Source organism: Kitasatospora sp. NPDC057500, assembly GCF_042802195.1.
Taxonomy (GTDB): Bacteria; Actinomycetota; Actinomycetes; order Streptomycetales; family Streptomycetaceae; genus Kitasatospora.
Genome location: NZ_JBHVER010000109.1, coordinates 1 through 26,050, shown reverse-complemented (window position 1 = coordinate 26,050; position 26,050 = coordinate 1). Strand labels below are relative to the sequence as shown.

Here is a 26,050-nt window from a genome sequence, read left to right as displayed (position 1 = left end):
GAGCGTGAGCGTGGCCCCCGCCGGTCGGACCGGCGGGGGCCACGGCCGTATAGCGTGGTCGGGCAGCGACGAAAGGACCTCCCACCACCATGACCCGCGTGATCGCCGGGGCGGCCGGCGGCCGCCGGCTGGCCGTACCGCCCGGCCGGGGCACCCGACCGACCTCCGACAAGGCCCGCGAGGCGATGTTCTCCACCCTGGAGGCGCTGCGCGGCGCCTCCCTGCACGGCGCCCGGATGCTGGACCTGTTCGGCGGATCGGGCGCGGTCGGCCTGGAGGCGCTCTCGCGCGGCGCCGAGCACGTGCTGCTGGTCGAGGCGGACGCCCAGGCGGCCCGGGTGATCAGGGAGAACGTCCGGACGATCGGCCTGCCGGGCGCGCTGGTGAAGGCCGCCCGGGCGGAGAAGGTGATCGCCGGGCCCGCCCCGGAGGCCCCGTACGACCTGGTCTTCCTCGACCCGCCGTACGTCGTCACCGACGACGAGGTGCGCGAGATGCTGATCACACTGTCAGCTGGGGGCTGGCTCGCGGAGGACGCACTCGTCACCGTGGAGCGCAGCACCCGCGGCGGCGAGTTCGGCTGGCCGGAGGGCTTCGAGGTGCTGCGCTCCCGCCGCTACGGCGAGGGCACGCTCTGGTACGGTCGCGCCGCCGCCGAGACCCGCCACCCCTAGCGGGCCAGGGCCCGCAGGATTCCCGTCACCCCACGAGGGAGCACACACGCCATGCGCCGCGCCGTCTGCCCCGGGTCCTTCGACCCGATCACCAACGGTCACCTCGACATCATCGAGCGGGCCTCGAAGCTGTACGACGTGGTGCACGTCGCGGTGCTGATCAATCGCAACAAGCAGGGAATGTTCAGCATCGAGGAGCGGATCGCGCTGATCGAGGAGACCACCGCCCAGTACGGCAACGTGGTGGTCGAGTCGCACCTGGGCCTGCTGGTGGACTTCTGCCGCGAGCGGGACATCCCGGCGATCATCAAGGGCCTGCGCGCGGTCAGCGACTTCGACTACGAGCTGCAGATGGCCCAGATGAACCACGGCCTGACCGGCGTCGAGACGCTCTTCGTGCCGACCTCGCCGACGTACAGCTTCCTCTCCTCCACGCTGGTGAAGGAGGTCGCCTCGTACGGCGGCGACGTCTCGCACCTGCTGCCGGAGACGGTGCACCGCCGGCTGGTCGAGCGGATCGCCGAGCGGCGGGCCCAGCAGTAGCCCGGCCCCGGGGTGACCGGCCGTCCGTTTCTGCCGGTTCATCACGGTTTGCCCGAGGAGCGGGGAGACGGGTGCGTCCGGGCGTTGTGACCTCGCCCGGCAGTGGCCGTACAGTCTGTATTCCTGCCCTGCGGTGACGTCCACCGCGCCGGGCGCTGCCTCCGCCGGACCTCGGCGGCACACGGAAAGACGAAGCCCGTGGACGTGCAGAACAAGGTCGACGAGATCGTGGCGGCCGTCGAGAACGCCCGCTCGATGCCCATGTCGGCCTCCTGCGTGGTGAACCGTGCCGAGCTGATCGGCCTGCTCCAGGACCTCCGGGCGGCGCTGCCCGCCGAGCTGGCCCAGGCGCAGTCGGTGATGGCCGACCACGAGTCGATGGTCGCCGGCGCCCAGGCCGAGGCCGACCGGATCATCCAGGGCGCGCACGCCGAGCGCGGTTCGCTGATCTCCGACACCGAGGTGGTCCGCCGCGCCCAGGCGGAGGCGGACCGGATCCTGGCCGAGGCCCGCGCCGAGACCGAGACCAAGCGCGCCGAGGCCGACGACTACGTCGACAGCAAGCTCGCCAACTTCGAGGTCGTGCTCACCAAGACCCTCGGCGCGGTCGGCCGCGGCCGCACCAAGCTGCGCGGCGACGCGAGCGTGTTCGAGACCGAGTACGAGGGCGAGACCGACGGCGAGGAGTTCCAACCGCAGCGGATCAGCCCCAGCCCCGAGGTCGACGAGTACGTCGATGTGAAGCTCGCCACCCTGGAGAACGTGCTCAGCGCGACCCTGGAGGCGGTCGGCAAGGGCCGCGACAAGCTGACCGGCAAGCGGCCGATCGACGAGCTCGGCGCCTACCTGGCCGCCGCCGACGAGGCGCAGCAGGCCAAGGAGCGGGCCGAGGCGGTCGCGGCCGGCTTCGCCTCCGACGCGGACGGCAGCGAGCTGGCCTGGTACCGCGAGGAGGTGCCGCAGCAGCAGACCTGGCCGGAGCAGGCCCCGGCGGCGGCCGGCTGGCAGGCGCCGGGCGCGGACCAGTACGCGGCCGCGCAGCAGGGCGGCGCCCAGTACGCCGAGGTGTACGGCGGCGGCTTCGACCCGGCCGGGGGCCGGGCCGCGGACCCGTACGGGGGGCAGTACGGTTACCAGCAGCAGGAACAGCAGCAGCAGGGGCAGCAGCCGGGCTACGGCTACCCGCCCCAGCCGCAGGGCTACCCGGAGCAGCAGCAGTACGGCGGCGGCTACGGCTACCCGCAGCAGCCCGCCCACCCCCCGGCGCCGGTGCCTCAGCAGTCCCAGGCGGGGCTGGACGAGACCAGCTTCTTCGACACCAGCATGATCGACATGACCAGGCTGCGGGAGCTGGGCGGCCGGTAGGCCCTCGGCACGAAGTTGGGCCTGGCGGGAGACTCGGGTAGTCTGACCACTCCGGCCTCTCCGTGTCGGGCCGTCGGTCTGCCCGCGCATTCCTCCGACGAGCAGCGCCGCGCAACCGGTACCCCCCAGGAAGTCAGGACACCTTGAACCGCCTCGACCACCGCGACCCCCTCGTGTTCGACACGCACGAGCTGGGCCGTCGTCCGGGTGCGCTGCGCAGGGTGACCCGGACCCTGGAGGCCCCCGAGGGCCTCGGGATCATCGACGTGATCGGCGTCCCGGAGAAGAGCGAGATCACGCTGGAGCTCCGCCTGGAGTCCGTGGTCGAGGGCGTGCTGGTCACCGGCACCGCCGAGACCCGGGTCGAGGGCGAGTGCGTCCGGTGCCTGGAGCCCGTCGAGTTCGACCTCGACGTGGACTTCCAGGAGCTGTACTACTACCCGGAGTCCGACGAGCGCCACCGCGCCCGGACCGCCGGGTCCGAGGACCTCGAAGAGGACTCGGAGGAAGAGACTTACCGCCTGGAGGGCGATTACTTCGACCTCCAGCCGGTGCTGCGTGACGCGGTGGTGCTCGCACTGCCGCTGCAGCCGGTGTGCCAGGAAGACTGCCTGGGCCTGTGCTCCGAGTGCGGAGCGCGCCTGAGCGACGACCCGGCGCACCACCACGATGCCGCCGACCCCCGGTGGGCGGCTCTGCAGGGACTCTCCGCCGCCCACGGCGACGAGGGTGACGGAATCAAGAACAGCGACACCCGTGAGGGTCTCGCCGAGAACCAGGAGAAGTAGCCGTGGCTGTTCCGAAGCGGAAGATGTCGCGCAGCAACACGCGCCACCGCCGGTCCAACTGGAAGGCCGTTGCCCCGGCCCTCGTGGCGTGCGACCGCTGCCACGAGCCGAAGCTGGCGCACATCGCGTGCCCGAGCTGCGGCACGTACAACCGTCGCCAGGTCCTCTCGGTCTGATCGGCGGGGTGCACGGATCGATGTCGGACGGTAGCTCCTCCCGCAAGGCGACCACGGCTCCGAAGGCTACTTCGGGCGGTGGCAAGGCCGGCGGGCCGGCTTCGACCGAATACGACGTTCTGGAAGGGCGCCTCGGGTACACGCTCGAGCGCGCCCTTCTGGTACGCGCACTGACCCACCGCTCGTACGCGTACGAGAACGGTGGTCTGCCCACCAACGAGCGCCTGGAGTTCCTCGGCGACTCGGTGCTGGGCCTGGTGGTGACCGACACCCTCTACCGCGTCCACCCGGACGTCCCGGAGGGCACGCTCGCCAAGCTGCGCGCCGCGGTGGTCAACTCGCGCGCGCTCGCCGACGTCGGCCGCGGCCTGGAACTGGGCGCGTTCATCCGGCTCGGCAAGGGCGAGGAGGGCACCGGCGGCCGCGACAAGTCGTCGATCCTCGCCGACACGGTCGAGGCGGTCATCGGGGCCGTCTACCTCGACCGGGGCCTGGACGCCGCCACCGAGTTCGTCCACCGGCTGTTCGACCCGCTGATCGAGGAATCCTCTCAGCTGGGTGCCGGCCTGGACTGGAAGACCAGCCTCCAGGAGCTCACCGCCTCGGTGGGCATCGGAGTGCCGGAGTACGTGGTCGAGGAGTCCGGTCCGGACCACGAGAAGACCTTCACCGCAGCGGCCCGGGTGGCCGGCGAGGACTTCGGCAGCGGCGTCGGCCGCTCGAAGAAGGAAGCCGAGCAGAAGGCCGCGGAGAGCGCCTGGCGGGCGATCAGGGAGAAGTACGCCGACCGCCTGCCGAGCGGCGCCTGAGCACGCAGTAGCCTTCCTCCTGCAGAGCCGAGTCCGTTCCGCTGGAGGCGTGTTCCCGTGCCCGAACTTCCCGAGGTCGAGGTCGTCCGCCGCGGTCTGGCGAACTGGGTCGCCGGGCGGACCGTCGCCGGCGTGGAGGTGCTGCACCCGCGCGCGGTGCGCCGCCAGCCGGCCGGCGCCGCGGACTTCACGGCCCGGCTCACCGGCACCACCCTCGGCGCGGCGCAGCGCCGCGGCAAGTACCTCTGGGTGCCGCTGTCCGGCGCCGGCGAAGGCTTCTCGCTGATCGGCCACCTCGGGATGAGCGGCCAACTGCTGGTCCAGGACCCCGCGGTGCCGGACGAGACCCACCTGCGGGTGCGGCTGCGGTTCACCGACGGCGGGCGCGAGCTGCGCTTCGTCGACCAGCGGACCTTCGGCGGGCTGGCGGTCGAGGAGGCCGAGGACGGCGACCCCGAGGGCACCCCGCTCTCCATCGCGCACATCGCCCGCGACCCGCTCGACCCCCGGTTCGACGACGCCGCCTTCGCGGCCGCGCTGCGGGCCCGGCGCACCACGGTCAAGCGGGCGCTGCTGGACCAGACGCTGATCAGCGGGGTCGGCAACATCTACGCCGACGAGGCGCTGTGGCGCTCCCGGCTGCACTACGACCGGCCGACCGCGACGCTGACCCGCCCGCAGGCGCTGCTGCTGCTGGCCAACGCCCGCGACGTGATGACGGCGGCGCTGGCCGTCGGCGGCACCAGCTTCGACAGCCTGTACGTCAATGTGAACGGCGAGAGCGGCTACTTCTCCCGCGACCTCGACGCCTACGGCCGGGAGCACGAGCCCTGCCGGCGCTGCGGCACCGCGCTGCGGCGGGCGGCCTGGATGAACCGCTCCAGCTACTTCTGCCCCCGCTGCCAGCGGGTGCCGCGCGCGAAGTAGCCAGCCCGCCTCCGGGGCGCGCGGTGACCCCGGGCCTCAGCTCTTCGCGAGTTCCGGTTCGGCCGGGACGGCCTCCGGCAGTCCGCCGTGGGTGTCCTGGCCGAAGTAGGCGACGCCGACCGCCGCGACCACCGCGATCAGGAAGCCGAGCACGCCGAGCCAGCCCAGTCCGGCCTTGGAGGAGTCGCCGAGCCACATCACGCCGGCCGCGCCGGGCAGCACCGTCTCGCCGACCACCAGGGCGGCGGTGGCGCCGTTGACCGAGCCGATCTGCAGGGCCACGGTGTGCACGTACATGCCGCCGATGCCGCCGACCAGGATCGCGTACAGGGCCGGGTCGGCGAGCAGCTCGGCCAGGTCGAAGGGCTCGACGCCGTTGAGGATGCGCACGCCGACGCCGAGCGCGCCGAAGCCGAGGCCGGAGAGCAGACCGGCCACGATCGCGCCGTTGGAGCCCATCCGGCGCACCAGCAGGCTGCCCCCGACCAGCAGCACGGTGGTGATCGCCAGCAGCCACCAGTGGAAGGCCGTCGCGGCGTGGTGGCCGCCCTCGGGCCCGGCGGAGACCGCGAGCAGCACCAGCGCCGAGCAGAGCACGCCGATCGAGGCCCACTCCAGCTGCTTGAGCCGGATGCCGAGCAGCTTGATCGAGAGCACGGCGGTGATCACCAGGTTGGCGCTGATGATCGTCTGGGAGAGGAACAGCGGCAGCAGCCGGGCGGCCAGCGCGCCGAGTCCGAAGCCGATGAAGTCCAGCACCGTGCCGAGGATGAACTCCCAGGTCACGGCGGCCTTGGCGGTGGAGGCCAGGCTGGGCCCGCCGTGCGCCGTGGTGCCGGCGGAGCCGCCGCCCTTGGCGGCCTCCTCACGGGCCGAGCGCCGGGAGCCGACGGCCTGCAGCACCGAACCGGTGCCGTAGCAGGCGGAGGCCGCCACAGCGGTGACGAGGCCGATCAACACGCGGAGCTCCGATCAGGAGGGGTGGGACTGGATGGTCAAGAGATGGTCATGGGGCGGCGGTACGGCCACCACTATGCCCGGTCGCGCGGTACGGTCCGGACACCCCGCCCGAGCGCCCGGCCCGCTCCGGTGTCCGCCGGGAGGTACGCGCGGGGCCGCCCACCGGGTTCCCGCACCGGGACGCCTCAGGGACGGCCGGGCGGAAGATCATCCCGGAGAAGGGGGCCCACCCCGGCGGACGGTGGGGGTGCCGGACCCGGCCCCACCCGGCCGGTATGCCTTGTGAAGGGGTCGTCCGGGGTAGCGTCGAGACATGAGAACCCTTGCACGACGACGTTCCCGGGGCGCCGGGCCGCTGGCCCTGGTGGCGGCGCTGCTCGGGCTGCTGCTCCTGCTGGCACCGGCGGCCTCGGCGGCCGGCGGTCTCGACGAGGCGTCCGCCGCACTGAAGCAGGGCCGGGTGTACGTCGACCCGGCGATGGCGGGCCGGTTCGACCAGGGGCAGGCCGACGCCCTGACCGAGAAGATCCGCAAGGCGGACAAGCCGATCTTCGTGGCGGTGGTTCCGGCCGCCGACCCGTACGGCGCCAGGACCGTCTTCGAGGACCTGCGCACCAAGGTCGGCATCACCGGCACCTACGCCGTCTGGCGCGGCGACCAGTTCCAGGCCCGCTCCGACAAGGCCGCGCTGCCCAGCGCGAGCGCCGAGCGGATCGCCGGCGCCTCCTTCCGCTCCCACCCCGGTGACATCGACGCCACCCTGAACGACTTCGTGGACACCGCCGCCCCGCAGATCAAGGGGCACGGCGTGAGCAGCGACAAGGGCGGCGTCTCCACCGCTGCGGTGGTCGTCCCGCTGGCCCTGCTGGCGCTCGCCGGCAGCGGCGTCTTCCTGCTGTTCCGCCGGGCCAAGCGGCGCAAGGAGGAGCAGCGCCGGGCCGAGCTGGCGCAGCTGCGCCAGGTGGTCGACGAGGACATCACCGCCTACGGCGAGGAACTGGACCGGCTCGACTTCGTCCCCTCCGCGCCGGACGCCGACGACGTGCAGCGCGGCGACTACACCCACGCGCTGGACTCCTACGAGAAGGCCAAGCGGCTGATGGACGGGGCCGAGGGGCCGGAGGACGTGAAGCCGGTCACCGAGGCGCTGGAGGACGGCCGGTTCGCGCTGGCCACCCTGGCGGCCCGGCGGGAGCGGCGCGCGCTGCCGGAGCGCCGGCCGCCGTGCTTCTTCGACCCGCGGCACGGCCCGTCCGTGCTGGACGCCGAGTGGTCCCCGGAGGGCGGCGCCGCCCGCTCGGTCCCGGTCTGCCGGGCCGACGCCGACCGGCTGGCGGCCGGCCAGGCCCCGGACATCCGGACCGTCCCGACCGAGCACGGCCCGCAGCCGTACTGGAACGCCGGCCCGGCCTACGGCCCCTGGGCGGGTGGCTACTTCGGCGGCTTCGGCGGCGGCGGTCTGCTGCCGGGCCTGCTGGTGGGCACCATGCTCGGCTCGATGATGGCCACCCCGGCCTACGCGGCCGGCCCCGTCGACGCGGGCGCCGACTACGACGGCGGCGACTACTCGGGCGCCGACTTCGACTCCTCCGACTTCGGCGGCTTCGACGGCGGCGGGGACTTCGGCGGCGGTGGCGACTTCGGCGGCGGCTTCTGACCCTGTCCCGCACCACCCGCCGATGCGATGATCGGCCCACGGCCCCCGCCGGGCGACCGGCGGGGGCCGTGATCCGTCTGGGGGAGCGGACGGCTCGACCGTGGCCGTGCGGGTGGCGTCCGAGCAGCTCAAGACGCTGGCCGGGCTGGCCGCCCTGAGCGGCCCGCGCTGAGGAACGACCCCCGTCCGGCCCGTGGCGCGCGCCGCCGCCGGGGCGGATAGGGTCGGTGGCATGCACGGTCGCGACGCCCACAGTGACGAACCGGTCCGGGTCACCGCCTGGGTGCGCGGCAAGGTCCAGCAGGTCGGCTTCCGCTGGTGGACCAGGGCGCGGGCGCTGGAGATCGGGCTGACCGGCTATGCGAGCAACCTCGGCGACGGCCGGGTGCAGGTGGTGGCCGAGGGCCTCGCCCCGGACTGCGAACGGCTGCTGGCGCTGCTCAGGGGCCCGGACACGCCGGGCCGGGTCAGCGGGGTGACCGAGATCTGGACCGCCGTCGGGACCGGGTACGGGACCTTCGAGATCCGCTGATCGCCGCCCGCCGAACGGGCCGGGGGAGGGCCCGGGACAGGCTGCCGGAAAACGATCGGCAACCGGCGGTGTCGTACGGTTGCCATCTGGGCAGACTCGTGGTTGACTCCGCATCGAACGATGATCCACGAGCATGTGGTGGACCCCCCTTCGTGGCCGCCCGGCGTGACGACACCGCCAGGCAGGTGACAGGGGCGCGGTAGCGTGCGGTGATCGTGTTGACCCGTACCGTCTTTGGTGAGACGCTGGAAGCCCGCGCACACGACCGCGTCATTCCGGTAGGCGCACGCCCCCGTGAGCCCAGCTCATGGTGGTTGTGCCGTAGTGCCCAGCCAGCACTGCCGGTGCGCGCCGCGCGTGCGTCCCCCTTCCCCCTAGACCTGTACCGTTCCGGTTCGGTCACTCAGCGTGGAGGACCATTCATCATGGCAAAGGCGCTTCTCGGGTACGTCGGCGGCCCCGACCCGCGAATGCTCTCCGAGATGCGACGGCTGCAGCAGCGCGTCCAGGACCTCGAAGCCGAGCTCCTTCGGATGCAGGCTGAGAACGACGCACTCACCGCTGTCGCTGGCGAGCACTCGCTGCTCAACAGCATCGATCTGGATCAGCGGGAGCCGGCTCTCACCTGAGTCCCGCCCGATCCGCCCTCGATCGACGCCGCTGTGCACTGAGCCGCCCCGAAAGGGACGCAGCTTGCAAGGGACGCCCCGCGTGGCGTCCCTTCGTCGTGTCCGCCCCGTGTTCGCCCGGTGTTCGCCGGTGTCGTGTCCGGGACGGGGCCGCCGGGTCGCCGGGGGATACAGTCACCGCTGGAGCCCCTGGTGAGCGAGGCGAGGAGACCGGCGCGTGCACCTGAAGAGTCTGACGCTGCGCGGGTTCAAGTCCTTCGCCTCGGCCACCACCCTCCGGTTCGAGCCGGGCATCACCTGCGTGGTCGGGCCCAACGGCTCCGGCAAGTCCAACGTCGTCGACGCGCTCTCCTGGGTGATGGGCGAGCAGGGCGCCAAGTCGCTGCGCGGCGGCAAGATGGAGGACGTCATCTTCGCCGGGACCAGCGGGCGCGCCCCGCTCGGCCGTGCCGAGGTCAGCCTCACCATCGACAACACCGACGGCGCCCTGCCGATCGAGTACTCCGAGGTGACCATCACCCGGACGATGTTCCGCAACGGCGGCAGCGAGTACGCGCTCAACGGCGACACCTGCCGCCTGCTGGACATCCAGGAACTGCTCTCCGACTCCGGCATCGGCCGCGAGATGCACGTCATCGTCGGCCAGGGACAGCTCGACTCCGTCCTGCACGCCGACCCGATGGGCCGGCGCGCCTTCATCGAGGAGGCGGCCGGCGTCCTCAAGCACCGCAAGCGCAAGGAGAAGGCGCTGCGCAAGCTGGACGCGATGCAGGTCAACCTCAACCGCGTCCAGGACCTGGTGGCCGAACTGCGCCGCCAGCTCGGCCCGCTCGGCCGGCAGGCCCGGATCGCCCGGCGCGCCGCCGGCATCCAGGCCGACCTCCGCGACGCCCGGCTGCGGCTGCTCGCCGACGACCTGCTCGCGCTGCGCACCGCCGTCGAGGCGGAGATCGCCGACGAGCTGGCGCTGCGGCTGCGCCGCTCCACCGTCGAGCAGGAACTCGGCCGGGCGATCGGGCGCGAGGCCGTGCTGGAGGCGCAGGTCCAGCAGCTCGGCCCGGGGCTGGAGGCCGCCCGGCAGACCTGGTACCGGCTCTCCGCGCTGGCCGAACGCACCCGCGGCACCATCGGGCTCGCCGAGGCCAGGGTCCGGCACGCCGCCGCCGACGGGCAGGCCGAGGAGCGGCGCGGCCGGGACCCCGAGGAGCTGGAGCGCGAGGCCGAACGGGTCCGGGAGGAGGAGGCCGCGCTGGCCGCCGCGCTGGAGCAGGCCCAGGAGGCGCTCGACGAGGCCGTCGACACCAAGGCGGAACTGGAACGCGCCCTCGCCGCCGAGGAGCGCCGGCTCAAGGACGCCGCCCGGGCCATCGCCGACCGCCGCGAGGGGCTGGCCCGGCTCCAGGGGCAGGCCGCCGCCGCCCGCTCCAGGGCCGCCGCCGCCGAGGCCGAGACCGGCCGGCTCGCCGAGGCCCGCGACGAGGCGCTGCAACGCGCCGAGGCCGCCCGGCAGGAGTACGAGGAGCTGCGGACCAGGGTCGACGCCGACAGCGAGGACGGCGAGCGGACCGACACCGCGTACGACAGCGCCCGGGAACGGCTCGCCGCCGTCGAGCGGGAGCTCACCGCCGCGCGCGAGGCCGCCGGCGCCGCCGAGCGCGAGCGGGCCGCGCTGACCGCCCGGCACGAGGCGCTCGCGCTCGGCCTGCGCCGCAAGGACGGCAGCGGCGCCCTGCTCACCGCCGGGGACCGGCCGGCCGGGCTGCTCGGGCCGGCCGACGCGCTGCTGCGGATCGCCCCCGGCCACGAGACCGCCGTCGCCGCCGCCCTCGGCGCGGCCGCCGACGCAGTGGCCGTCGACTCGACCCGTGCCGCGGCCGAGGCGCTGCGGCTGCTGCGCAAGGAGGACGCCGGCCGGGCCGCCCTGCTGATCGCGGGCGCCCCGGAACCGGCCGGCCCGGTGGAGGAATTGCCGCCCGGTGCGCGCTGGGCCGCCGACCTGGTCGACGGGCCGGACGGACTGCGGGCCGCCGTCGCCCGGCTGCTGGCCGGCGTCGCGGTGGTGGACACCCTCGACGAGGCCCTGCGGCTGGTCGCCGCGCACCCCGCGCTGAGCGCCGTCACCGCCGAGGGCGACCGGCTCGGCGCCGGCTTCGCGCACGGCGGCTCGGGCGGCGCGCCCAGCCTGCTGGAGACCCAGGCCGCGGTGGACGAGGCGGCCCGGGCGATCGCCGGACTCGACGTCCGCTGCGCCGAGTCGGCCGGGCGGCTGGCCGAACTCACCGAGCGGCGCCGGGAGTCGGCCGCCGAGCTGGAACAACTCTCCGTCCGGCGGCGGCAGCTGGAACGCGAGCGGGCCGAGGTCGCGGGCACCCTGGGCCGGCTCGGCGGACAGTCCAGGGCCGCCGCCGGCGAGGCCGACCGGCTGACCGCCGCGGCCGGCCGCGCCGAGGACGGGCTGGCCCAACTGCTCGCCACCGCCGAGGAACTGGCCGAGCGCCTGGCCGTCGCCGAGGAGACCGCCGCCGACGGCGAGGACGAGCCCGACGCCGCCGAGCAGCAGCGGCTGGCCGGGGCCGCCACCGCCGCCCGGCAGACCGAACTGGAGGCCCGGCTCGCGGTGCGCACCCACGAGGAGCGGGTCCGTGCCCTGGCCGGCCGGGCCGAGCAGCTGGACCGGGCCGCCCGCGCCGAGCGCGAGGCGCGCGCCCGGGCCGCCGAGCGCCGCCGGCGCGCCGAGCACGAGGCCGCCGTCGCACGCGCCGTCGCCGCCGGCGCGCGGCAGCTGCTCGCCTGCCTGGAGGTGTCGCTCACCCGCGCGGACGCCGAACGGGCCGCCGTCGAACAGGCGCGGGCGGCGCGCGAGGCGGAGCTGAAGGAGCACCGCGAGCACGGGCGCGTACTCAAGGACGAGCTGGACAAGCTGGTCGACGCCGGCCACCGGGACGAGGTGCTGCGGGCCGAGAAGCGGCTGCGGATCGAACAGCTGGAGAGCCGGGCACTGGAGGAGTTCGGCATCGAGGGCTCCGAACTGCTGGCCTCCTACGGGCCGGACCGGCCCGTCCCGCCGTCCGCGCCGGAGGAGGGGCAGGAACCGGGCGAGCCGCGCCCCTACGTCCGCGCCGAGCAGGAGAAGCGGCTGCGCGCGGCCGAGCGGGCGTACCAGCAGCTGGGCAAGGTCAACCCGCTGGCGCTGGAGGAGTTCGCCGCCCTGGAGGAGCGGCACACCTTCCTCGGCGAGCAGTTGGACGACCTCAAGCGCAGCCGGCGCGACCTGCTCGACATCGTCAAGGACGTCGACCAGCGGGTCGAGCAGCTGTTCACCGCCGCCTACCACGACACCGCCGCGCAGTTCGAGGGCGTGTTCGCCCGGCTGTTCCCGGGCGGCGAGGGCCGACTGGTGCTCACCGATCCGGAGTCCATGCTGACCACCGGCGTCGAGGTGGAGGCCCGCCCGCCCGGCAAGAAGGTCAAGCGGCTGTCGCTGCTCTCCGGCGGCGAGCGCTCGCTGACCGCGGTGGCGCTGCTGGTCTCGATCTTCAAGGCCAGGCCCAGCCCGTTCTACGTCATGGACGAGGTCGAGGCGGCGCTGGACGAGACCAACCTGCGCCGACTGATCGCGATCATGGAGGAGCTGCGGGAGAGCTCCCAGCTGATCGTCATCACCCACCAGAAGCTGACCATGGAATCCGCCGACGCCCTGTACGGGGTGACCATGAAGGGCGACGGCATCTCGCAGGTGATCAGCCAGCGGCTGCGGGAGGAACAGAAGGAGCGGCGGCCCTGACCCGTCGGTGATCCACTCCACCGCCTGCGGTTCACGCGGACCGGTGTCGCGGATACTGATGGGGTTATGGAATACGTGATTCTTGCCGTAGTCATCGCGGTGGTCGCCGTAGGCGCGATCGCCGGACTCGTCGTTTCCGGCAGACGACGCCAGCAGCTGCCCCCGAAGTCGCAGGCGCCGGTCATCACGGCGCCCCCGACCCCGCGCGAGCCCGCCGTCGGCGAGGAGGCCGCGCCGCCGACCGAGGAACCGCGCCGCACCGTCGAGGAGGTCCGGCTCCCCGAAGCCGAAGCCGAAGCCGAAGCCGAAGCCGAAGCCGAGGCCGAAGCGGAAGCCGAGGCCGAGGCCGAGGCCGGGACCGCCCCCGGGACGGTCGAAGAGGCCCCCGCCATCGAGGTCCCCGAGCCCACCGCCGGCCGCCTGGTCCGGCTGCGCTCGCGGCTCTCCCGTTCGCAGAACTCGCTCGGGAAGGGCCTGCTCTCGCTGCTCTCCCGCGAGCACCTCGACGAGGACACCTGGGAGGAGATCGAGGAGACCCTGCTGACCGCCGACGTCGGCGTCGCCCCCACCCAGGAGCTGGTCGAGCGGCTGCGCACCCGGGTCAAGGTGCTCGGCACCCGCACCCCGGACGAGCTGCGCGGCCTGCTGCGCGAGGAACTCGTCGAGCTGATCGGCAAGGACTCCGACCGCACCGTGCGCTCCACCAAGCACGAGGAGGGCCCCGCGGTCGTCCTGGTCGTCGGCGTCAACGGCGTCGGCAAGACCACCACCACCGGCAAGCTGGCCCGGGTCCTGGTCGCCGACGGCCGCAAGGTGGTGCTCGGCGCGGCCGACACCTTCCGTGCCGCCGCCGCCGACCAGCTGCAGACCTGGGGCGAGCGGGTCGGCGCGCGGACCGTGCGCGGGCCCGAGGGCGGCGACCCGGCGTCGATCGCCTTCGACGCGGTCAAGGAGGGCATCGCCGAGGGCGCGGACACCGTGCTGGTGGACACCGCCGGGCGACTGCACACCAAGACCGGCTTGATGGACGAGCTGGGCAAGGTCAAGCGGGTCGTCGAGAAGCACGGTCCGGTGGACGAGGTGCTGCTGGTGCTGGACGCCACCACCGGCCAGAACGGGCTGATCCAGGCCCGGGTCTTCGCCGAGGTGGTCGACATCACCGGCATCGTGCTGACCAAGCTGGACGGCACCGCCAAGGGCGGCATCGTGGTGGCCGTCCAGCGCGAGCTGGGCGTGCCGGTCAAGCTGATCGGTCTCGGCGAGGGCGCCGACGACCTGGCGCCGTTCGAGCCGGGCGCGTTCGTGGACGCGCTGATCGGGGACTGAGCACCACCCGGTGCCACCGATGAAGGGTCCGCTCCCGCGAGGGGCGGGCCCTTCGGCGCATCCGGGCGGACCCCCCGCGCCTGGGAACGCCCCGCACGCCCCGGTGCGGGCCGAAGGCGACCCGCCCCGAGCCGAAGGGGCGCGCCGGTGCCCAATGGGAGGAACGACAGGCGGCCGAGGAAGGAGGGAGCGCCGGAGCGACGACCGTCGGCGCCGGACAGGAGCGCCCCGGAGGCGAGCGGGCGAGAACGGAGTCAGGCGATCCAGGCGGGTTCGCGGGTGCGTTCGCGGCCGCGGTGGCAGGCGTAGGCGAGGGTGCCGAGCAGGAGGCGGGCCTCGGGGGGACAGCCGGCGTTGTCGCGGGTGGGGCGGCGCAGCCAGCGGACCGGGCCGAGGCCGGGGAGCACGGTCGGCGGCGCGGCGACGAAGCTGCCCTCGCCGTGGCAGATGAGGTCGAGGGCGGCGTCGTCCCAGCCCATCCGGTAGAGCAGGTCCGGCAGCCGGCGGGCGGTGCCCGGCGCGACCAGGAACTGCAGCCGCCCGGTAGGCGCGGCGAGCACCGGGCCCACCTGGGTGCCCATCCGCTCCAGTCGGACCAGGGCCTGGAGGCCGGCCGGCTCGGGCACGTCGAGGACGTCGAAGGCCCGGCCGGTGGGGAAGAGCACCGAGACGTCGGTGCCGGGACGGACGGCCGGTCCGGCGCCGGGGACCGGGTGCAGTCCGGGGGCGGCGCAGCGCGGCGAACCGCAGTGGCAGCGGTCCGGGGCGGTGGCGCTGCGGGCCGGCTCGCCGACGACGACGGTCCAGCCCCAACGGCCGGTGTACTCCGCGGCAGCCTGGTTCGCGGTGGCGCGGGTGCGGTGGCGCGCGCCCAGCGGCGCCCGCCGCAGGTGCCCCAGTCGAAGTACGCCGAACAGGTTGTCCATGCCTCCCCCAACAGGATCTCGTTGCCGATGGTTACGGGACGGTGACTGTGTGTTGTTTTTCCTGTGCGTGGTGCGTGGTGCGGTGGCGGCGCGCAGCGCGCGGTGTGCGCCAGTTGCCCTGGTGCGCCTCGTGCGCCGCCTTGTGGTCGGCGGTGCCGATGCCGGATCGTCTGTGCCCGGGAGGGCCGTCGGTCGGTGCGGGTGCGAAATCCGCCCGTGGCGGCGGCGGTTCGCCTGAAAAGCCGGGTGCTGTCGGGGACTTGGCGGGCCGCATATGCCGGACCGCCGGGACTTCCTAGTGAACCGCCTGCCGACACGGTTCGGTTCACTCCTGGGGGTGGCGAAAGGTGGCGTTTCGCCAGGGCCGCTCCCCGGGGCGGTGCGCGGGGCGTTACGTTCAGCACACGGACCTCGTCGGGGAGTCCGCTCCGGGCCATGGCGGGCCGGGAGTTGAGGAACTGACGGCCCGTCTGCGACGGCAGCGCCGCAGTCCGGTACGACACGTCTGGTAAGAGCCCGCAACCGTCGGGCGGTCACGATCGGGGCCCCGGGGCCCGGGCGGGATGGGGACGGACCCATGGCAGAGAAGCAACCCAACGAGAAGCTGACCACGTGGTTCGCCCGCAGCGGCTGGTCCAAGGGGGAGTTGGCCCGCCAGGTCAACCGCCGGGCCCGGCAGATCGGGGCCCACCACGTCTCCACGGACACCTCGCGGGTGCGGCGCTGGCTCGACGGCGAGCAGCCGCGCGAGCCGATCCCGAAGATCATGTCCGAGCTGTTCTCGGAGCGGTTCGGGTCGGTGGTCTCGATCGAGGACCTCGGTCTGCGCGCCGCCGTGCCGGTCTCCACCGTGGGCGGCGGCGTCGACCTGCCGTGGAGCGCGCCGCAGACCGTCCAGCTGATCAGCGACTACTCGCGCAGCGACCTCATGCTCAACCGGCGCGGCTTCCTGGGCACCTCGCTCGCGCTGACCGCCGGTGCCGCGCTGATCGAGCCGATGCAGCGCTGGCTGGCGCCCGGCCCGACCGGCGCCCCCACCCCGATCCTCACCGCGGCCAACGGCGGCGAGCCGTTCACCGGCCGGCTCTCCGAGCCCGAGCTGGAACTGCTGGAGCAGACCACCGTCATGTTCCGCCAGTGGGACGCGCAGAACGGCGGCGGTCTGCGCCGCAAGGCCGTGGTCGGCCAGCTCCACGAGGTCACCGACCTGCTCCAGGAGACCTACCCCGAGCAGACCACCAAGCGGCTGTTCCGGCTCACCGCCGAGCTGGCCCACCTGGCCGGCTGGATGTCCTACGACGTCGGCATGCACCCCAGCGCGCAGAAGTACTACGTACTGGCCCTGCACGCCGCCAAGGAGGCGGGCGACCGCCCGTTCGGCGCGCTGATCCTCACCGACATGAGCCGGCAGATGATCCACCTCAACCGGGGCGAGGACGCGCTGGAGCTGATCCACCTCGCCCAGTACGGCAGCCGGGACACCGCCACCCCGCGCCAGCAGTCCCTGCTCTACGCGATGGAGGCGCGCGCGTACGCCACGATCGGCGAGGTGAACCGGTGCGCCCGGGCGATCCGGCTGGCCGAGGACACCTTCACCGACATCCGCGAGGGCGACGGCGATCCGGACTGGCTGAAGTTCTTCTCGCCGGCCGAGCTCAACGCCGAGAACGCGCACTCCTTCCGCGACCTCGCCTACCACTCGGACAACTCGGAGCTCTACGCCTCGATGTCGGCGCCGGTGATGGAACGCGCGGTCGACCTGTTCCGGCAGGACGGCGACCACGTGCGCTCGTACGCCTTCAACCTGGTCGGCATGGCCAGCGTGCACCTGCTGCAGAACGAGCCGGAGGAGGCCGCGGTCTTCGCCGAGCAGGCGGTGGACATCGCCACCAAGGTCCGCTCCGAGCGGCTCAACTCGCGGGTCCGCAAGACCACCGAGGCCGCCGCAGCCCGGTTCAAGGGCGTGGACGCGGTCAGCCGGCTCAAGGAGCGGGTCGTCCAGGACATCCCCGAATACGTCTCGGTGGTCTGAGCCTCCACCGCGACTCCCCGCACCGACCGTGCCGGCCGCCGACGGCACGGTCGGTGCCGCGTTCACGCGGGCGTAACCCCGCCGTCGTCCTCGTCACGGCGGTGAAACACCGGGCCGCATCGGCCGAAACCAGCCTTCGGCACGCTCCTGCTCAACGCCGACGCACCGGGTCACGGGACAGGGACCCGGGTGCGGATCGGCTCCAGTCGGGAGGAGACGCCGATGCCGGACGGCTTCAGCGCGGGCGACACCGCCTTCGTACTCATCAGTGCGGCCCTGGTCATGGTGATGACCCCGGGGCTGGCCTTCTTCTACGGGGGGATGGTCCGGGCCAAGAGCACGCTGAACATGCTGGCGATGAGCTTCCTGTCGCTGGGCATCGTCACCGTGCTGTGGGTCCTCTACGGCTACTCGCTCAGCTTCGGGCCCGACGCGGGCGCCGGCCTGATCGGCAACCTGGACTTCCTCGGGATGCGCGGCATCGGCCTGACCGACCTCACCGGCACGATCCCGGTGACGGCGTTCTCCGTCTTCCAGCTGATGTTCGCGGTCATCACCCCGGCGCTGATCAGCGGCGCGGTCGCGGACCGCGCGAGATTCGCGGCCTGGGGGCTGTTCATCGCGCTCTGGGCGACGGTGGTGTACTTCCCGGTCGCCCACTGGGTGTTCTTCTTCGACGGCGGCCGCGGCGGCTGGCTCGGCGACCGCAACGGCGTGATCGACTTCGCCGGCGGGACCGCCGTGCACATCAACGCCGGGGCCGCGGGACTGGCGCTCTGCCTGGTGCTCGGCAAGCGGATCGGCTTCCGCAAGGACCCGATGCGCCCGCACTCGCTGCCGCTGGTGATGCTCGGCTCCGGGCTGCTCTGGTTCGGCTGGTTCGGCTTCAACGCCGGCTCGGCACTGGCCGCCAACGGCGTGGCGGCGATGGCCCTGCTCAACACCCAGGTCGCCACCGGCGCCGCGCTGGTCGGCTGGCTGGTCTACGAGCGGCTGCGGCACGGCGCGTTCACCACGCTGGGCGCCGCCTCCGGTGCGGTGGCGGGCCTGGTGGCGATCACCCCGGCCTGCGGCTCGGTCTCCCCGCTCGGCGCGGTGGCGATCGGCCTGGCCGCCGGCGCCGCCTGCGCGGCCGCGATCAGCCTCAAGTACCGCTGGGGCTTCGACGACTCGCTCGACGTGGTCGGCGTGCACGCCGTCGGCGGGGTGATCGGCTCGCTGCTGGTCGGCCTGTTCGCCACCGGGACGGTCGGCCAGAGCGCCGAGGGGCTGTTCTACGGCGGCGGGCCGGCGCAGCTGGGCAAGCAGGCGATGGGCGTGGCGGTGGTCGGCGTCTACTCCTTCGTGCTCTCCTGGCTGCTGGCCAAGGCGGTCGACCGGGCGATCGGGTTCCGGGTCGCCGAGGAGGTCGAGGTGGCCGGCATCGACCAGGCCGAGCACGCCGAGTCCGCGTACGACCTCGGCGCGCTGGGCTCCGGCCTCGGCCGCACGGCCGCCGTGCCCGTGACGGCTGTGCCCGTGACCGCCGTGCCGGTGACTCCCGCATCCGTGACCGCGGCCGCGGCCGACAGCATCGAGAAGACCGAGGTGGACGCCCGATGAAGCTCATCACCGCCGTCATCAAGCCCTACCGCCTGGACGAGGTGAAGGCCGCGCTGCAGGCCTTCGGCGTGCACGGCCTGACCGTCTCCGAGGCCAGCGGCTACGGTCGCCAGCGCGGCCACACCGAGGTCTACCGGGGTGCGGAGTACACCGTGGACCTGGTCCCCAAGGTCAGAGTGGAGGTCCTGGTCGAGGACGAGGACGCCGAGCCGCTGATCGACGTCCTGGTCAACGCGGCCCGGACCGGCAAGATCGGCGACGGCAAGGTGTGGGCGGTCCCGGTGGAGACGGCGGTCCGGGTCCGCACCGGCGAACGCGGCCCCGACGCCCTCTGAGGGCCCGACCGGATGGCCACCGCCCCCGCCGCCCCCGGGCCCGGCCCCGTCGGCCCGGCCGCCGCCCGAACCGAGCTGCTCGCCGCCCCCGGCCCCGGCGGCCGGGGGCGCCGCACCGCGCTGTCGGCGCTCACCGACGACTGGCTGGCCGGCCTGTTCACCGCGGCCGGCGCCCCCGCCGGGGTCGCCGTGGTCGCGGTCGGCGGCTACGGGCGCGGCGAGCTCTCCCCGCGCAGCGACCTCGACGTCCTGCTGCTGCACGAGGGCCGGCTGGACCCCGCCGTGCCCGAGCGCCTCTGGTACCCGGTGTGGGACTCCGGCGCCTCGCTCGACCACGCCGTCCGCACCCCGGCCGAGGCCAGGTCGGTGGCCGCCGCCGACCTGAAGGCGCAGCTCGGCCTGCTGGACGCCCGGCACGTGGCCGGCGACCCGGCGCTCACCGCCGCGCTGCGCTCCGCCGTGCTCGCCGACTGGCGGGCGGGCGCCCCGCGGCGGCTGCCGGAGCTGCGGGAGCTGGTCCGGGAGCGGGCCGAGCGGCACGGCGAGCTGTCCTTCCTGCTGGAACCCGATCTGAAGGAGGCCCGCGGTGGTCTGCGGGACGTCGTCACGCTGGGCGCCATCGCCGCGAGCTGGCTGGCCGACGCGCCCCGGGAGGGGCTGGACGCCGCTGCGCTCCGGCTGGCGGACGTCCGCGACGCCCTGCACCTGGTGACCGGCCGGGCCACCGAGCGGCTCGCGCTCCAGGACCAGGACCAGGTCGCCGGGCGGCTGGGCGTGCCGGACGCGGACGCCCTGCTGCGCGAGGTCTACCGGGCGGCGCGGACCGTCGCCTACGCCTCCGACGTCGCCTGGCGGTCGGTGGAGCGGGTGCTGGCCGCCCGCTCGGGCCGGGGCCGCCGCCCGGTCCGGCGCTTCCCGTTCACCGCCGCCGGGCGCGGCGCGGTGGCCCGGGGCTCGGCGCCCCGGGGCTCGGTCGAGCGCCGGCCGCTCGCCGAGGGCGTGGTCGAGCAGGACGGCGAGGCGGTGCTCGCCCAGGGCGCCCGCCCGGCCGCGGACCCGGTACTGCTGCTGCGCGCCGCCGCGGCGGCCGCCCAGAACGGCCTCGCCCTCTCCCACGCGACGGTGCGCCGGCTGGCGGCGGAGTGCCGTCCGCTGCCGGTGCCCTGGCCGGACGAGGCGCGCGAGCAACTGGTCACCCTGCTGGGCGCGGGCGAGGCCTGTCTGCCGGTCTGGGAGGCACTGGAGGCGCGGGGGCTGGTCACCCGGCTGCTGCCGGACTGGGAGTGGGTGCGCTGCCGGCCGCAGCGCAACGCGGTGCACCGCTGGACGGTGGACCGGCACCTGGTGGAGACCGCGGTGCGGGCCGCCGCGATGACCCGCCGGGTGGCCCGCCCCGACCTGCTGCTGGTCGCCGCGCTGCTGCACGACATCGGCAAGGGCCGCCCGGGCGACCACAGCGAGGCGGGCGAGGCCGTCGTCCGCGGGCTGGCCGCCCGGATGGGCTTCGACCCGGAGTCGGTGGAGACCCTGGCGGTGCTGGTCCGCCACCACCTGACCCTGGTGGACACCGCGACCCGGCGGGACCCGGACGACCCGGCCACCGTGGAGGCCGTCACCGGGGCGGTCGGTTCGGTGGCCCGGCTGGAGCTGCTGCGGGCGCTGACCGAGGCGGACGCCCTGGCCACCGGCCCGGCCGCGTGGAGCGGCTGGCGGGCCGCCCTCGTGGACGGCCTCGCGGCCCGGGCCGCCGCCCGGCTGACCGGGACGTCCGGCGGGCACCCCGGCGCCGTCGAGGCCGAGCCGACCGCCGAGCAGGAGCGGCTGGCGGTGGAGGCGGCCAGGACCGGCGGGCCGGCGCTGTCGCTGGCGGCCCGGAGCGAGACGGACGCGGCCGGCAGCGGGCCGATGGGCGCGCGGCTGCTGCTGGCCGTCCCGGACCGGCCCGGCCTGCTGGGCACCGTCGCCGGGGTGCTGGCCCTGCACCGGCTGGCGGTCCGCTCGGCGGGGCTGTGCGAGTTGGACCCGGTCGGCGCCGGGCCGGTGCTGCTGCTCTCCTGGACGGTGGCCGCGGAGTTCGGCGAGCTGCCGGAGGCCGCGCGGCTCCGGGCGGACCTGCGCCGGGCGCTGGACGGCTCGCTGGACGTCGCCCGCCGGCTGGCCGAGCGCGACGCGGCGGCCCCGCGCCGGCGCGGCGTCCCCGTCCCGCCGCCGGTGGTGACGGTCGCACCGCCGGTCGCCTCGGCGAGCGCGACGGTGCTGGAGGTGCGCGCGCACGACGCCCCCGGGCTGCTGCACCGGATCGGCCGGGCGCTGGACGGCGCCGGGGTACGGGTGCGCACCGCGCACGTCTCGACGCTCGGCGCGGACGCCGTGGACGCGTTCTACCTGACCGATGCGGCGGGGCGTCCGCTCTCCGCGGGGCGGGCGGCGGGGGTGGCGGCGGCGGTCCGGGCGGCGCTGGGCTGAGGCCGTCCGGGAGGCCTGCCGGGATCCGGCCGGGGGCTGGCAGGGGTCCGGCAGGGGGTCGGCCGGAGGGCTGTCGGGGGTCGGTCGGAGTTCGGTCGAACCCGGGTGGAGACCGTCCCCGGGGCGGCCGGATACCCTTGGGGGCGACGACCGTACTCACACCGATGCCGCAGAGGACCCGCGACGACGTGTTCGACACCCTTTCCGATCGCCTCGCAGCGACGTTCAAGAACCTCCGGGGCAAGGGCCGCCTGAGCGAGGCGGACATCGACGCCACCGCCCGCGAGATCCGCATCGCGCTGCTGGAGGCGGACGTCGCGCTGCCGGTCGTCCGGGCCTTCATCAAGCAGGTGAAGGAGCGCGCGCTCGGCGCCGAGGTCTCCGGCGCGCTGAACCCGGCCCAGCAGATCATCAAGATCGTCAACGAGGAGCTCATCGCCATCCTCGGTGGCGAGACCCGCCGGGTGCGGTTCGCCAAGAGCGGCCCGACGGTGATCATGCTCGCTGGTCTTCAGGGTGCCGGTAAGACCACCCTGGCCGGCAAGCTCGGCCACTGGCTGAAGCAGCAGAAGCACACCCCGCTGCTGGTCGCCTGCGACCTCCAGCGCCCCAACGCCGTCAACCAGCTGCAGGTCGTCGCCGACCGCGCGGGTGTCGCGTTCTACGGGCCGCAGCCGGGCAACGGCGTCGGCGACCCGGTCCAGGTGGCCCGGGACTCGATCGAGTACGCCAAGCAGAAGCAGCACGACATCGTCATCGTCGACACCGCCGGCCGCCTCGGCATCGACGCCGAGCTGATGCAGCAGGCCGCCGACATCCGGGCCGCCGTCAACCCGGACGAGGTCCTGTTCGTCGTCGACGCGATGATCGGCCAGGACGCGGTCACCACCGCGCAGGCCTTCCTCGAGGGCGTCGACTTCACCGGCGTGGTGCTCTCCAAGCTCGACGGCGACGCCCGCGGCGGTGCCGCGCTCTCGGTCGCGCACGTCACCGGCCGGCAGATCATGTTCGCCTCCAACGGCGAGAAGGTCGACGACTTCGACGCCTTCCACCCCGACCGGATGGCCTCGCGCATCCTGGGCATGGGTGACGTCCTCTCGCTGATCGAGAAGGCCGAGCAGACCTTCTCGCAGGCCGAGGCCGAGAAGATCGCCGCCAAGCTGCGCGGCGGCCCGAAGCAGTTCACCCTGGACGACTTCCTGTCCCAGCTGGAGCAGGTCCAGAAGATGGGCTCGATCTCCAAGCTGCTCGGCATGCTGCCGGGGATGGGCCAGATCCGCGACCAGATCAACAACATCGACGACAAGGACGTCAACCGCGTCGGTGCGATCATCAAGTCGATGACCCCGGCCGAGCGCGCCGAGCCGGAGCTGATCAACGGCTCCCGCCGGGCCCGCATCGCCAAGGGCTCGGGCGTCCAGGTCGGCGAGGTGAAGAACCTCGTCGAGCGGTTCTTCGAGGCCCGCAAGATGATGTCCGCGATGGCCTCCGGCAAGGGCGTCCCCGGCATGCCGGGCATCCCGGGCATGGGCGGCGGCGGCAAGAAGTCCGCCAAGAAGGCCCCGGTCGCCAAGGGCAAGCGCAAGAGCGGCAACCCGCTGAAGCGGGCGCAGGAGGAGGCCGCGGCCGCCGAGCGCCGCGCGCTCGGCCCCGGCCAGCCGCCCGCCGAGGGCGGCGCGTTCGGCCTCGGCGCGGGCAAGGGCCCGGCCGACTTCGAGCTGCCCAAGGAGTTCAAGGACCTGCTGTAGTCCGGTCGGAGCCGCACCGGAGTGCTGCTCCGCTCCTGCTCCGGCGCCTCCTCGGTCCTGAGGCGCACCCGTGAACGGCCCGCCGCCCGGTTCCCTCCGGGCGGCGGGCCGTTCGCACGCCCGATGGTCATCCGAGATGATGGGCCGATGCGAGTGACGATCAGGGCCCCGCGGGCCGGGGACGAGGCGGCGTACGCCGAGGCGGTCCGGCGGTCCGCCGAGCACATCGGCCGGTGGAACCCGGTGGAGCCGGACGCGATGCCCGACCTGATGAGGCGCCAGGGGCCGTCCCTGCGGACCTTCCTGATCGTGGACCGGGAGACCGGCGGGCTGGTCGGCAAGGTCAACGTGGCCAACATCGTGATGGGCCGGTTCTGCAACGGCGCGCTCGGCTACGACTCCTTCCTGCCGTTCGCCGGCACCGGGCGGATGACCGAGGGCCTGCGGCTCGTCCTGGACAGCTGCTTCGCCCCGCTGACGGAGGGCGGGCTCGGGCTGCACCGGTTGGAGATCAACGTCCAGCCGGACAACGACCGGTCGATCGCCCTGGCCAAGCGGCTGGGCTTCCGGCACGAGGGGTTCACCCCGCGGATGCTGTTCCTCCAGGGGGAGTGGCGGGACCACGAGCGCTTCGCGCTGACCGCCGAGGAATGGCCGGGGTCGGCCGCCGCGGAGGAACGGGCCTGACCGGGCGGGGCGGCCGTTCCGCCCGGCCCTCCGCTCCGGGGCCCGGGCCCGCGTCCGGGCGTGTCGGACGGTGCGGCGTTGCGGTTGGAGGAGCCGAGCGGATGTCCGTATTGTCCGATGGGTGACTGATCCCGTGCCACCGCGCCAGACCCCCGACCAGCCGTGGCGGTCCGAGGGCGCCCCACCCCCGCCGCCCCCGCGGCGCAAGATGCCCGGCGGCTGGACGGGCCTCGTCCTCACCGCCCTCGTGGTGTTCCTGATCAGCGACCTGCTGCTGTCCTTCTTCGGCCCCGACGGCGCCACCACGATCTCCTACACCGAGTTCAACAGCCAGCTGGGCAAGGGCAACATCACCAAGATCTACTCCAAGGGCGACTCGATCGAGGGAACCCTCAAGAACGCCGAGCCCAAGCCGGACGGCGACAAGGGGACGTACACCGACTTCAAGACCCAGCGGCCGGTCTTCGCCGGGGACGACCTCTGGGCCACCCTCCAGCAGCAGGGCGTCGAGGTCACCGCCGAACCGGTCGTCCAGCAGCGCAGCTTCCTCGCCAACCTGCTCATCTCGCTGGCGCCGATGCTGCTGCTGGTCCTGATCTGGGTGCTGCTGGCCCGGCGGATGGCCGGCGGACTCGGCGGCGGGGCGCTCGGGCGCAAGGCCCCGCCCAAGCCGGTCACCGCCGAGGCCGGCCGGCGCACCACCTTCGCCGACGTGGCCGGCATCGACGAGGTCGAGGCCGAGCTCACCGAGGTGGTCGACTTCCTGAAGAACCCGCAGCGGTACCGCCGGCTCGGCGCCAAGATGCCGCGCGGCGTGCTGCTCAGCGGCCCGCCCGGCACCGGCAAGACCCTGCTGGCCCGGGCCGTGGCCGGCGAGGCGGACGTGCCGTTCTTCTCCGCCTCCGCCTCCGAGTTCATCGAGATGATCGTCGGCGTCGGCGCCAGCCGGGTGCGCGAGCTGTTCGCCGAGGCCCGCAAGGTCGCCCCGGCGATCGTCTTCATCGACGAGATCGACACCATCGGCCGCCAGCGCGGCAGCGGCGGCGGCATGGGCGGCCACGACGAGCGCGAGCAGACGCTCAACCAGATCCTCACCGAGATGGACGGCTTCACCGGCTCCGAGGGCGTCATCGTCATCGCCGCCACCAACCGGGCCGACGTGCTCGACCCGGCGCTGCTGCGCCCCGGCCGCTTCGACCGGCGGATCACCGTCAGCCCGCCGGACCGTGACGGCCGCGCGGCCATCCTGCGCATCCACTCCCGGGACGTCCCGCTGGCCGGTGACGCCGACCTGAACCGGCTCGCCAAGGTCACCCCCGGGATGACCGGCGCCGAACTGGCCAACCTGGTCAACGAGGCCGCCCTGATCGCGGTCAAGCGCCGCCAGGACGCGGTGAACGACCGGGACCTCTCGGACGCGCTGGAGAAGGTCCAGCTCGGCGCCGTCCGGCCGCTGGTGATGCCGCGGGCCGAGCGGGAGCGGACCGCCTACCACGAGAGCGGCCACGCCCTGCTCGGCATGCTCCAGCCGGGCGCCGACCCGGTCCGCAAGGTCACCATCGTGCCGCGCGGCCGGGCCCTCGGCGTCACCCTCTCCACCCCGGAGACCGACCGGTACTCCTACACCGAGCCCTACCTGCGCGGCCGGATCATCGGCGCGCTCGGCGGGATGGCCGCCGAGCAGGTGGTCTACGGAGTGATCACCACCGGCGCGGAGAGCGACCTGGAGCAGGTCACCGGCATCGCCCGCGGGATGGCCGGGCGGTGGGGCATGAGCGAGCGGGTCGGCCGGCTCACCGCCGTTCCGTCCGACCCCCAGGGCGCCTACGGGCTCTCCGCGGCGCCGACCACGCTGGACGCGGTGGACGAGGAGGCCCGGCGGATCGTCGCGGAGTGCTACGGCGAGGCGGTGCGGCTGCTGACCGAGGAGCGGGCCCGGCTGGACGCGCTGGCGGCGGCGCTGCTGGAGGCGGAGACGCTGGACGAGGAGGCGGCCTACCGGGCGGCGGGGGTGCCCCGGAAGGCGCTCGACCAGGCCTGAGGGGCCCGCCGCCGTCGGGGGAGGGGCGCGCGCCGTGGTGGCG

Annotated in this window: 21 protein-coding genes; 19 read left to right on the top strand and 2 right to left on the bottom strand. The window is 74.2% G+C overall.

The window, feature by feature from the left end; all coding sequences use genetic code 11:
• Positions 1–89 precede the first annotated feature (89 nt).
• The 7 genes from rsmD (at position 90) to mutM (ending at position 5,282) form a co-directional block, all read left to right on the top strand.
• Complete coding sequence (rsmD, locus tag ACFU74_RS22525; RefSeq protein WP_380759467.1) at positions 90–674, top strand: 16S rRNA (guanine(966)-N(2))-methyltransferase RsmD; 585 nt, start codon at positions 90–92, stop codon at positions 672–674.
• Positions 675–725: 51 nt separating this feature from the next.
• Entirely contained in the window at positions 726–1,217 is a 492-nt protein-coding gene (coaD, locus tag ACFU74_RS22520) for a pantetheine-phosphate adenylyltransferase (protein ID WP_380759465.1), read from the top strand.
• A 198-nt stretch (positions 1,218–1,415) separates the two neighbouring features.
• Complete coding sequence (locus ACFU74_RS22515; protein ID WP_380759462.1) at positions 1,416–2,582, top strand: ATP synthase F0 subunit B; 1,167 nt, start codon at positions 1,416–1,418, stop codon at positions 2,580–2,582.
• Positions 2,583–2,725: 143 nt separating this feature from the next.
• Positions 2,726–3,370 (top strand): YceD family protein, encoded by a 645-nt coding sequence (locus ACFU74_RS22510; protein WP_380759460.1) that lies wholly within the window; start codon positions 2,726–2,728, stop codon positions 3,368–3,370.
• A 2-nt stretch (positions 3,371–3,372) separates the two neighbouring features.
• Positions 3,373–3,546 (top strand): 50S ribosomal protein L32, encoded by a 174-nt coding sequence (gene rpmF, locus ACFU74_RS22505; RefSeq protein WP_030275709.1) that lies wholly within the window; start codon positions 3,373–3,375, stop codon positions 3,544–3,546.
• Positions 3,547–3,566: 20 nt separating this feature from the next.
• Positions 3,567–4,355 (top strand): ribonuclease III, encoded by a 789-nt coding sequence (gene rnc / locus ACFU74_RS22500; RefSeq protein ID WP_380759458.1) that lies wholly within the window; start codon positions 3,567–3,569, stop codon positions 4,353–4,355.
• Positions 4,356–4,412: 57 nt separating this feature from the next.
• Positions 4,413–5,282, top strand: a complete 870-nt coding sequence (mutM, locus tag ACFU74_RS22495) for a bifunctional DNA-formamidopyrimidine glycosylase/DNA-(apurinic or apyrimidinic site) lyase (RefSeq protein ID WP_380759456.1) — start codon at positions 4,413–4,415, stop codon at positions 5,280–5,282.
• 36 nt (positions 5,283–5,318) lie between these two features.
• Here the strand turns inward: mutM and ACFU74_RS22490 are convergent, their stop codons facing one another.
• Entirely contained in the window at positions 5,319–6,242 is a 924-nt protein-coding gene (locus ACFU74_RS22490) for a hypothetical protein (protein WP_380759454.1), read from the bottom strand.
• Between the two features lie 313 nt (positions 6,243–6,555).
• On the opposite strand from ACFU74_RS22490, the gene ACFU74_RS22485 reads away from it, so the two are divergent.
• The 5 genes from ACFU74_RS22485 (at position 6,556) to ftsY (ending at position 14,170) form a co-directional block, all read left to right on the top strand.
• On the top strand, positions 6,556–7,899 hold the full coding sequence (locus ACFU74_RS22485; RefSeq protein ID WP_380759452.1) for a hypothetical protein: 1,344 nt from the start codon (positions 6,556–6,558) through the stop codon (positions 7,897–7,899).
• Positions 7,900–8,131: 232 nt separating this feature from the next.
• Entirely contained in the window at positions 8,132–8,431 is a 300-nt protein-coding gene (locus ACFU74_RS22480; protein WP_380759450.1) for an acylphosphatase, read from the top strand.
• Positions 8,432–8,856: 425 nt separating this feature from the next.
• Positions 8,857–9,060 carry a hypothetical protein gene (locus ACFU74_RS22475; RefSeq protein ID WP_270143783.1) on the top strand — a complete coding sequence of 68 codons (204 nt, stop codon included), beginning with the start codon at positions 8,857–8,859 and terminating at the stop codon, positions 9,058–9,060.
• Positions 9,061–9,277: 217 nt separating this feature from the next.
• Positions 9,278–12,844 (top strand): chromosome segregation protein SMC, encoded by a 3,567-nt coding sequence (smc, locus tag ACFU74_RS22470; RefSeq protein WP_380759448.1) that lies wholly within the window; start codon positions 9,278–9,280, stop codon positions 12,842–12,844.
• 66 nt (positions 12,845–12,910) lie between these two features.
• Entirely contained in the window at positions 12,911–14,170 is a 1,260-nt protein-coding gene (gene ftsY / locus ACFU74_RS22465; RefSeq protein ID WP_380759446.1) for a signal recognition particle-docking protein FtsY, read from the top strand.
• 254 nt (positions 14,171–14,424) lie between these two features.
• On the opposite strand, the gene ACFU74_RS22460 is transcribed toward ftsY, so the two are convergent.
• Positions 14,425–15,096 carry a bifunctional DNA primase/polymerase gene (locus tag ACFU74_RS22460; RefSeq protein ID WP_380759445.1) on the bottom strand — a complete coding sequence of 224 codons (672 nt, stop codon included), beginning with the start codon at positions 15,094–15,096 and terminating at the stop codon, positions 14,425–14,427.
• A gap of 577 nt (positions 15,097–15,673) precedes the next feature.
• Here ACFU74_RS22460 and ACFU74_RS22455 point away from each other — a divergent pair.
• The 7 genes from ACFU74_RS22455 (at position 15,674) to ftsH (ending at position 26,007) form a co-directional block, all read left to right on the top strand.
• Positions 15,674–17,128 carry a hypothetical protein gene (locus ACFU74_RS22455; RefSeq protein ID WP_380759442.1) on the top strand — a complete coding sequence of 485 codons (1,455 nt, stop codon included), beginning with the start codon at positions 15,674–15,676 and terminating at the stop codon, positions 17,126–17,128.
• A 222-nt stretch (positions 17,129–17,350) separates the two neighbouring features.
• Positions 17,351–18,730, top strand: a complete 1,380-nt coding sequence (locus tag ACFU74_RS22450; protein WP_380759440.1) for an ammonium transporter — start codon at positions 17,351–17,353, stop codon at positions 18,728–18,730.
• Complete coding sequence (locus ACFU74_RS22445) at positions 18,727–19,065, top strand: P-II family nitrogen regulator (protein WP_380285260.1); 339 nt, start codon at positions 18,727–18,729, stop codon at positions 19,063–19,065. The genes ACFU74_RS22450 and ACFU74_RS22445 overlap by 4 nt, the downstream gene beginning before the upstream one ends.
• A gap of 12 nt (positions 19,066–19,077) precedes the next feature.
• A complete protein-coding gene (locus ACFU74_RS22440) occupies positions 19,078–21,531 on the top strand; it encodes a [protein-PII] uridylyltransferase (protein WP_380759438.1) in 2,454 nt (817 codons plus the stop codon).
• Positions 21,532–21,719: 188 nt separating this feature from the next.
• Positions 21,720–23,279, top strand: coding sequence for a signal recognition particle protein (gene ffh, locus ACFU74_RS22435; protein WP_380759469.1), 1,560 nt, complete (start codon positions 21,720–21,722; stop codon positions 23,277–23,279).
• Between the two features lie 147 nt (positions 23,280–23,426).
• On the top strand, positions 23,427–23,966 hold the full coding sequence (locus tag ACFU74_RS22430) for a GNAT family N-acetyltransferase (RefSeq protein WP_380759436.1): 540 nt from the start codon (positions 23,427–23,429) through the stop codon (positions 23,964–23,966).
• Positions 23,967–24,087: 121 nt separating this feature from the next.
• Positions 24,088–26,007: an ATP-dependent zinc metalloprotease FtsH gene (ftsH, locus tag ACFU74_RS22425; protein WP_380759434.1), complete on the top strand. Its 1,920-nt coding sequence runs from the start codon at positions 24,088–24,090 to the stop codon at positions 26,005–26,007.
• Positions 26,008–26,050: the final 43 nt, after the last annotated feature.